This is a genomic window from Actinomycetospora sp., from assembly GCF_055612215.1.
The window spans coordinates 1-8977 of sequence record NZ_JBVPVA010001031.1 but is presented as its reverse complement, the minus strand read 5'-3'; the positions used below and the strand labels follow the sequence as shown (position 1 = coordinate 8977).

General features: G+C 74.6%; 7 protein-coding genes and 1 tRNA gene. 3 read left to right on the top strand and 5 right to left on the bottom strand.

Annotated elements, in window-relative coordinates; translation table 11 throughout:
• Positions 1-400: 400 nt before the first annotated feature.
• The 5 genes from thrB to argS all read right to left on the bottom strand — a co-directional run bounded on the left by thrB (position 401) and on the right by argS (position 6960).
• The gene (gene thrB, locus AC0CYZ_RS27955; protein WP_472221373.1) at positions 401-1324 is read right to left on the bottom strand and encodes a homoserine kinase; all 924 of its coding nucleotides are present in this window, start codon (positions 1322-1324) and stop codon (positions 401-403) included.
• 2 nt (positions 1325-1326) lie between these two features.
• The gene (gene thrC / locus AC0CYZ_RS27950; protein ID WP_472221374.1) at positions 1327-2343 is read right to left on the bottom strand and encodes a threonine synthase; all 1017 of its coding nucleotides are present in this window, start codon (positions 2341-2343) and stop codon (positions 1327-1329) included.
• 62 nt (positions 2344-2405) lie between these two features.
• Positions 2406-3815, bottom strand: a complete 1410-nt coding sequence (locus AC0CYZ_RS27945) for a homoserine dehydrogenase (RefSeq protein ID WP_472221372.1) — start codon at positions 3813-3815, stop codon at positions 2406-2408.
• Complete coding sequence (gene lysA / locus AC0CYZ_RS27940; RefSeq protein WP_472221371.1) at positions 3812-5302, bottom strand: diaminopimelate decarboxylase; 1491 nt, start codon at positions 5300-5302, stop codon at positions 3812-3814. Before lysA ends, AC0CYZ_RS27945 begins: the two co-directional genes overlap by 4 nt.
• Positions 5303-5307: 5 nt before the next feature.
• Entirely contained in the window at positions 5308-6960 is a 1653-nt protein-coding gene (argS, locus tag AC0CYZ_RS27935; protein ID WP_472221370.1) for an arginine--tRNA ligase, read from the bottom strand.
• 111 nt (positions 6961-7071) lie between these two features.
• On the opposite strand from argS, the gene AC0CYZ_RS27930 reads away from it, so the two are divergent.
• The 3 genes from AC0CYZ_RS27930 to AC0CYZ_RS27920 all read left to right on the top strand — a co-directional run bounded on the left by AC0CYZ_RS27930 (position 7072) and on the right by AC0CYZ_RS27920 (position 8850).
• Positions 7072-7935, top strand: a complete 864-nt coding sequence (locus tag AC0CYZ_RS27930; RefSeq protein ID WP_472221369.1) for a DUF3105 domain-containing protein — start codon at positions 7072-7074, stop codon at positions 7933-7935.
• Positions 7932-8651, top strand: a complete 720-nt coding sequence (locus tag AC0CYZ_RS27925) for a DUF305 domain-containing protein (RefSeq protein ID WP_472221368.1) — start codon at positions 7932-7934, stop codon at positions 8649-8651. The genes AC0CYZ_RS27930 and AC0CYZ_RS27925 overlap by 4 nt, the downstream gene beginning before the upstream one ends.
• Before the next feature lie 124 nt (positions 8652-8775).
• Positions 8776-8850: transfer RNA gene (locus tag AC0CYZ_RS27920), tRNA-Arg, on the top strand.
• Positions 8851-8977: the final 127 nt, after the last annotated feature.

Genomic DNA, 8977 nt, shown 5'->3' with positions numbered 1-8977 from the left:
TCGGTGGAGAGGACGTCGGTTTCGGTCACGCAGGTCCTTCCTGACCGGCCGGGGCCGTGCTGCCCGGGCCAGCGGACGTGTCCGCACGGCTGGAGTTCGCGCGTGCGGTGCCACCACAACGTCGACGATCCGCGGGACCACTCAAGGGGTTCGGGCTCCCGGGAACACGATGCGCTGCGGAACATCTTCGGGGCCAACGACCACACGTGGAGCCGTCCGAGACCGGACCCACCGCACCGGGCGGATCTGGGCCGGGGCGGGGAAGACCGTCCCGGGAATCCGGGACGTGGCACCGGCGCGGATCACGCTGGTCGCTGTCGAGGCCCACGGTAACCCCACCCGGCACCAGCGGCAACAACCGGGTGGTCACGACGCGCCGGACGGGTGCGAACGGTGTCGCTCAGCCCGTCACGACCGCCCCGTCGACGTCGACGGGCAGCCGCATCGTCGTGAACCCGCCGGTGGGGAGATCGTCGGGGAGATCCTCTCCCGTGGTCAGCGCCAGCACCGTCGGGCCGGCGCCGGACACGACCGCCGGCACGCCCGCGTCGCGCAGCGCGTCGACCAGCGCGGCCGTCGCGGGGTAGGCCGGGCGCCGGTACGGCTGGTGCAGCCGGTCCTCGGTCGCGGCGAACAGCAGCCCCGGCGCGCAGGTCAGCGCGTGGACCATCAGCGCCGCCCGCGCGGCGGTGAACGCGGCGTCGGCGTGCGGGACGCGGTCGGGCAGCAGGCCGCGCGTGGCCTCGGTCGAGCTGGAGTGCTCGGAGACGAACGCGACGGGGGCCACCTCGGGGAGCGTCGCGAGCCGCGCGCCCCGGAACGAGCCGTCCTCGCACCAGGTGACGACCAGACCGCCGTAGAGGCACGCCGCGACGTTGTCGGCGTGCCCGTCGAAGCGGGCGGCCAGGTCGAGCACGGCCCCGTCGTCGGGGGCCTTACCGGGACCGAGCAGGGCGCAGGCCGCGACGATCCCCGCCACCGCGGCGGACGCCGACGACCCGAGCCCGCGGCTGTGCGGGATCGCGTTGTGGCAGGTCAGGTGCAGCGGCGGGCGCGTGACGCCCGCGAGGTCGTAGGTCGCGCAGGCGGCCTTGAGCACGAGGTGGCGCTCGTCGCGGGGCACCCGGCCGGCGCCCTCGCCGTGCACCTCGACGACGCTGCGGCGCGGCTCCCCCGCCGCTCCGCCCGCGTTCTCCTCTAGCGCGGTCAGTTCCACGTGGTCGTGCAGGCCCAGCGCGAGCCCGAGCGTGTCGAAGCCCGGTCCGAGGTTGGCCGACGTGGCGGGGACGCGGACGCGGACGGTGGGGCCGTCGAGAGCCGTCACGATCAGCCGAGACCGAGCGCGTCGGCGACCGCGTCGACCCGCTCCGGGACGACGACGGGCTCGGGCACGTCCGCCAGCGCGGTCCCGGGGTCCTTGAGGCCGTGGCCGGTCACGGTGCACACCACGAGACACCCCGCGGCGAGCTCCCCCGCCGCCGAGCGCGCCAGCAGGCCCGCGACCGAGGCGGCCGAGGCCGGCTCGACGAACACCCCCTCGCGCGCCGCGAGCAGGCGGTAGGCCGCGAGGATGGCGTCGTCGTCGACCTTGGTGATGCGCCCGCCCGACTCGTCCCGCGCGGCGATCGCGCCGGTCCACGAGGCGGGCGAGCCGATCCGGATCGCGGTCGCGAGGGTCTCGGGCTGCTTGACGGGCGCCCCGTCGACCAGCGGCGCGGCCCCCGCGGCCTGCACGCCGTGCATCTCGGGGGTGGCCTCGACGACGCCGTCGCGGTGGTACTCGACGTAGCCGCGCCAGTAGGCGGTGATGTTGCCGGCGTTGCCGACGGGCAGCACGTGCAGGTCGGGCGCGCGGCCGAGCTGGTCGCAGACCTCGAACGACGCCGTCTTCTGCCCCTCGATGCGCGCCGGGTTCACCGAGTTGACCAGCGCGATCGGGTACTCCTCGGCCGCCTTGCGGGCGAGCTCCAGGCACGCGTCGAAGTTGCCGTCGAGCTGAAGGATGCGGGCGCCGTGCGCGGTGGCCTGCGCGAGCTTGCCGAGCGCGATCTTGCCCTGCGGGACGAGGACGGCGCAGGTCATGTCGGTGCGCGCCGAGTACGCGGCGGCCGAGGCGGAGGTGTTGCCGGTGGACGCGCAGATCACGGCCTTCGCGCCGCCGGCGGCCGCCTCGGTCATCGCGACCGTCATGCCGCGGTCCTTGAACGACCCGGTCGGGTTCGCGCCCTCGATCTTGAGGTGGACCTCGCAGCCGGTGAGCGCCGAGAGGTGCGGCGCCGGCAGCAGCGGCGTCCCGCCCTCGCGCAGGGTGACGACGTCCCAGCCGTCCTTGACCAGCGGCATCCGGTCCCGGTAGGCGCGGATCACGCCCGGCCACTCGACGCGGGGGGCGAGCGCGGGGCGGATCACTGGGCTCCTCCGAGGGCGTGCACGGGGCGGCCGAGGCCCTCCACGCGCAGCACGCTGGCGACACCGCGGACGGACTCCAGGCCCGACAGGGCCTCCACGGTGGCCCGCAGCGCCGCGTCGGCGGCCTCGTGGGTCACGACGACCAGTGTGGCGTCCGTGCCCGCGTCCCCGCCATGACCTGCATCATCCGCGTCGGCCTCGCGGCCGCCTCGAAGGGTCGAGCTCCGCTCCGCTACGTCTCCGCCCTCCTGCTTCACCGTGGCGATGCTGACGCCCTGCTCGGCGAACACCGAGGCCACCGCGGCGAGCACGCCCGCGCGGGCGTGCACGTCGAGGTTGATGTGGTACCGGGTGCGGACCTCGCCGATCGGCTGGATCGGCAGGTGGGCGTAGGCGGAGTCGCGGGGCCCGCGGCCGCCGATGACCTTGTTGCGCGCGGCGGCGACGAGGTCGCCGAGCACGGCGCTCGCGGTCTGCGGGCCGCCCGCGCCCTGGCCGTAGAACATCAGCGGGCCGGCCGCGTCGGCCTCCACGAACACCGCGTTGAAGGCGCCGGACACCGACGCCAGCTGGTGGGTCTTCGGGATCATCGCCGGGTAGACGCGGGCGGACACCGCGTCCCCTGACGAGCCGCCGACCTGCTCGCAGATCGCCAGCAGCTTGACCGTGCACCCGAGCGCCCGCGCCGAGGCGATGTCGGTGGCGGTCACGTCGCGGATGCCCTCGCGGTACACGTCGGCGGCGGTCACGCGGGTGTGGAAGGCGAGGCTCGCGAGGATCGCGGCCTTGGACGCGGCGTCGTAGCCGTCCACGTCCGCGGTCGGGTCCGCCTCCGCGTAGCCCAGCCGGCCCGCCTCCTCGAGGGCGTCGGCGTAGCCCGCGCCGGTGGACTCCATCGCGGAGAGGATGAAGTTCGTCGTGCCGTTGACGATGCCCGCGACGCGGCGGATGCGGTCCCCGGCCAGCGACTGCTGGATCGGGCGCAGCAGCGGGATCGCGCCGGCGACGGAGGCCTCGTAGTAGAGGTCGGCGCCGGAGTCGCGGGCCGCGGTCGCCAGCGCCTCACCCTCCTCGGCGAGCAGCGCCTTGTTCGCGCTGACCACCGAACGGCCCCCCTTGAGCGCGTCGAGCAGCAGGTCGCGCGCCGGCTCGATGCCGCCCATGAGCTCGACGACGACGTCGACGTCCGGGCGCCCGACGAGCTCCGCGGCGTCGGTGGTCAGCAGCTCGGCCGGCACCTCGGGGTGGCGCTGCGGGCGCCGGACGGCGATGCCGGCCAGCTCCAGGGGCGCCCCGACGCGGGCCGCGAGCTCGTCGGCCTGCTCGCGCAGCAGCCGCAGCACCTGCGAGCCGACGACCCCGCAGCCCAGCAGCGCGACGCGGATGGGATCCCGGTCCCGGCTCACAGCACCTCCAGGCGGGCGAGGTCGTCGAGGGTCTCCCGACGCAGCATGGTGCGGTCGACGCCGTCGGCGACGGTCACGACGGCGGGTCGGGGCACCTTGTTGTACGCGCTGGCCATCGCGTAGCAGTAGGCGCCCGTCGCGGCGACGGCGACGAGGTCGCCCGGCGCGAGGTCCGCGGGCAGCCAGCAGTCGCGCACCACGACGTCGCCGGACTCGCAGTGCTTGCCCACGACGCGGCACAGCGCCGGGACCCCGCTGCCGCCCGCGTCGGCCCCCGCGGTCTCCGCCGGCACCGCCGAGCGGGAGACCAGCCGGCAGTCGTAGGCCGCGTCGTAGAGCGCGGTGCGGATGTTGTCGCTCATCCCGCCGTCGACGCTGACGTAGCGCCGCCGCGCTCCCCCGCCGAGCTCGACGTCCTTGATGGTGCCGACGGTGTAGACCGTGACCGTGCCGGGCCCGGCGATCGCGCGCCCGGGCTCGACGGCGATGCGCGGGACCGGGATGCCGGCGCGCTCGCACTCCCGGCGCACGATCGCGTGCAGCTCCCCGGCCAGCCACGACGCGGAGCGGGGCTGGTCGGCGGTGGTGTAGGCGATGCCCATGCCGCCGCCGAGGTCGATGAGCTCCGAGGCGGCGTCCGCGCGGTCCCCGTGCTCCGCTCGGATCTCGGCGAGCAGCCCGACGACGCGCCGCGCCGCGAGCTCGAACCCGCCGGAGTCGAAGATCTGCGAGCCGATGTGGCTGTGCAGCCCGACCAGGCGCAGGTTGGCCGACTTCAGCACGCGCCGCACCGCCTCGGCCGCGTCGCCTCCTGAACCTCCCCCCGTCGCTCCGCTCGCCCCGACGAGGGAGAAGCCGAACTTCTGGTCCTCGTGCGCGGTCGCGATGAACTCGTGGGTGTGGGCCTCGACCCCGACCGTGACGCGCACCATCACGTCCGCGGTGACGTCCCGACGGCGGGCGAGGTCGTCGAGGCGCGCGATCTCGGCGAACGAGTCGAGCACGACCTTCCCGACGCCCGCGTCGAGGGCCGCGGCGAGCTCGGCGACCGACTTGTTGTTGCCGTGCATCGCGATCCGCTCGACCGGGAAGCCGGCCCGCAGCGCCGTCGCGAGCTCGCCCTCGCTGCACACGTCGAGCCCCAGGCCCTCGTCGGCGACCCAGCGGGCCACCTCCGCGCACAGGAAGGCCTTCGCGGCGTAGTGCACGAGCGTGGGGTCGCCGAACGCCTCGGCGTGGTCGCGGCAGCGGGAGCGGAAGTCGGCCTCGTCGACGACGAAGAGCGCCGTGCCGTGGCGCTCGGCGAGGTCACGGACGTCGACGCCGGCCAGGCGCACGACGCCGTCGTCCCCGCGCGCGGCGTGGCGGGGCCACACTTCGGGGGGCAGCGCGTCGAGCTCGGCCCCGTCGCGCGGGACGGGACCGGCCGCGTCGTGGGCGGGCAGGACGTCGGCGTGACGGGGCCCGGCGGGGTGGGCGCGGGTCATGGTGGCTACATCCGTTCCGGGGCGGAGACCCCGAGCAGGCCCAGGCCCGAGGCGAGCACGGTGCGGGTGGCGTCGCACAGGGCCAGGCGCGCGGTGTGCAGGGGACCCGCCTCCTCGTCACCCTGGGGCAGGACCCGGCAGGTGTCGTAGAAGCGGTGGTACGTGCCGGCCAGCTCCTCGAGGAAGCGCGCGACGCGGTGCGGTTCGCGCAGCGCCGCCGCCGAGGACAGCACGCGGGGGAACTCCCCGAGGGTCCTGATGAGGTCGCCCTCGCGGGGGTGGCCCAGCAGGCCGAGATCGGGGTCCGCGGCGCTGACGCCGAGGTCGGCGGCGTTGCGGGCGAGCGCCGAGAGCCGGGCGTGCGCGTACTGCACGTAGAAGACCGGGTTCTCGTTGGTCCGGCGGCTGATGAGGTCCAGGTCGATGTCGAGCACCTGGTCCACGCTCGAGCGCGTGAGCGTGTAGCGAGCCGCGTCGACGCCCACGGCGTCGACGAGGTCCTCGAGCGTGATGATATTGCCGGCCCGCTTGGCCATCTTCACCGGCACGCCGTCGCGCAGCAGGTTCACGAGCTGGCCGATGAGCACCTCGACGGTGTCGGGGTCGTCCCCGAAGGCCGCCGCGACCGCCTTGAGCCGGTGGATGTAGCCGTGGTGGTCCGCGCCGAGCATGTAGATGGCGAGGTCGGCGCCGCGGGCCCGCTTGTCGCGGTAGTAGGCGATGTCCCCGGCGATGTAGGCCGGGGTGCCGTCGGACTTGATGACGACGCGGTCCTTGTCGTCGCCGTGGTCGGTGGAGCGCAGCCACCACGCGCCGTCGGCGAAGTAGAGGGCGTCGTCGTCCTTGAGCTTCTGCACCGACCGCTCGACCGCCCCGGAGGCGTGCAGCGCGAGCTCGGAGGACCAGACGTCGAAGTGGGTGCCGAAGGACTCCAGCGAGGCGCGCATCTCGTCGAGCATCACCGCGACACCGAGGCGCTTGAACGCGGCGAGCTTCTCCGGCTCGGGCTGGTCGAGCAGACCCGGCTCGGTCTCGACGACCTTCGCGGCCACCTCGGCGACGTACGCGCCGCCGTAGCCGTTCTCCGGCACCGGGCGGCCCTCCGCCGCGGCGACCAGCGACTCGGCGAACCGGTCGATCTGCGCACCCGCGTCGTTGACGTAGTACTCGCGGATCACCCGGGCGCCCTGGGCCTCGAGGACCCGGCCGAGCGCGTCGCCGACGGCGGCCCAGCGGGTGCCGCCGAGGTGGATCGGGCCGGTGGGGTTCGCGGAGACGAACTCGAGGTTGACCGTCTGGCCGGTGAGCGCGTCGGTGTGGCCGTAGCCGGCCCCGCGGGCGAGGACGTCCGCGACGATGCCCGCCTGCGCGTCCGCGGCCAGGCGGAGGTTGAGGAAGCCCGGGCCCGCCACCTCGACGCTGGCGATCGCGGAGGTGTCGGTGAGCTTCGTCGCGAGCCAGTCGGCGAGGTCGACCGGCTTCACGCCCGCCTTCTTCGCGCTGCGCAGCGCCAGGTTGGTGGCGTAGTCGCCGTGCTCGGGGTTGCGGGGCCGCTCGACGGTGACCTCGTCGGGCAGCGCCGCCGTGTCGAGCCCGCGCTCCGTCAGCACGTCGACGGCGACGGCGTGCAGGAGATCGGCGAGCGCAGCGGGGGTCACGCTGTCCGAGTCTAGGGAGCCGTTGCGCCGACCTGACGCGGCGGGCGGACGCCCGTAGCCCGTCCAGGGCACGCCGTGGACACGCTGTGCGCATCCCTACACTCCGCGTCCATGGCGAGTGGACACTCCACCGGGACGCCCCGGCGAGCGCAGGCCGGGGGGCAGCGCCGTGGTGGACCTCCCCCGCGCGGGGGGCGCCCGCCCCAGCGGGGGAAGAACCCGGTCGCCGGAGCGCGGAAGCGGGCGTCGTCGGGACGGTCGGGCCCCCGCCAGCGCCAGGTGCCGTGGCTGCTGATCGGCGCGATCGTCGTCGTCCTCGCCCTGATCGGCGGCATCGGGTACTTCCTGCTCGCGCGGAACTCCGCGGTGAGCCCGTGGCGGCCGTCGGCGGAGAACAAGGACCCGTCGCTGGCCATCCCCGGCGTCGTGACCACGGTCTACGAGGGCCAGCACCACGTGACGCCGCAGCAGCGCGTCGCCTACGACAGGACCCCGCCCTACGGCGGCCCGCACGACGGCTACTGGGCCGCCTGCAACGGGCAGGTCTACCCGCAGCCCGTGCGCAACGAGAACATGGTGCACTCGCTCGAGCACGGCGCCGTGTGGATCGCCTACGACCCGGCGCGCGTCACCGGCTCGGCCCTGGAGTCGCTGACGGCCAAGGTCCGCGGCCAGAACCAGATGATGATCTCGCCCTACCCCGGGCTCGACCAGCCGGTGTCGCTGCAGTCCTGGGGACACCAGCTCAAGGTCGCCGACGCAGCCGACCCGCGGATCGACGAGTTCATCAGTTCGCTGCGCGGCAACCCGAACGGGGTGTACCCCGAGGTCGGCGCCAGCTGTGACGCCCTCGGCCCGGGCTACTTCGACCCGCAGAACCCGCCGCCGTTCGACCCGAAGCCGTACCCGAAGAACGCGTTGCCGATGAACTACCAGGGCACCTCGGGCGCGGGTGGCATGGGCGGGACCGGGTGAGCGCCGGGCCGGCCGGGGCCGTGACCTCGCCCCCGGAGCCGCCGGACGTGGACGACGTCGATCCCGACGACGACGGGTCCGGCGGCGGTTGGTGGGCGCGCAGCCCCGGCTGGGCGCGGGCGGTCGTCGTGGCCGGCGTGGTGCTCGTGCTGCTGCTCGCCGGGGCGCTCGGCGGGCTCGTGCTCGGCCAGCGGACCGCGCCGTCGTACGGCCCGCCGCCCGGCTCGATCGACGTCGGGTTCCTCCAGGACATGACGGTGCACCACACGCAGGCCGTGCAGATGGCGGTGTGGGAGCGCTCGAACACCGCCGACCCGGCGCTGCGCCAGCTCGCCTTCGACATCGAGTCCACCCAGAACCAGCAGCTCGGCATGATGCAGGGCTGGCTGCGGCTCTGGGGGCAGCCGACCGAGACCGCCCCCGGGCACTACATGGCCTGGATGGGGATGCCGGCGTCGGTGATGCCGGGGATGGCCACCGACGCGGACCTCGCGCGGTTCCGGTCGCAGACCGGCCCGGCCCTGGACGTGGCGTTCCTCCAGCTGATGCTGCGCCACCACCGCGGCGGGCTGTCGATGATGCAGGAGGAGGCCGCCCGCGGGTCGGTGCCGGTCGCGGTGGCGCTGGCCCGGTCGATGGTCGCCTCCCAGACGGCCGAGGCGGACACGATGACGCAGATGCTCGCGCAGCGGGGGGCGGCTCCCCTGCCCTCCTAGCGACGCCTTTCCAGATGCCAGCGAAGCGTCGACGCTTGCAACCAGTGGCAGTAGAGCCCCGTCGTCGCGGCGGCCCCGGGCTCCGGGTGATCACCGAGGATGCGTTAGGCTCGGCACCGGTTCCGCCCCCGTAGCTCAGGGGATAGAGCACCGCCCTCCGGAGGCGGGAGCGCAGGTTCGAATCCTGCCGGGGGCACCACGCGCTGACCAGCGCGAACGCGATCGGGCGGACCGCCGACCTCACCCTCGTGGCATGGGTTCCGAAACCCCCAGATCGAGCGGCAGGTGCTCGAGAACGCGCACGGGACGCCCTCCGAGCTGACCCT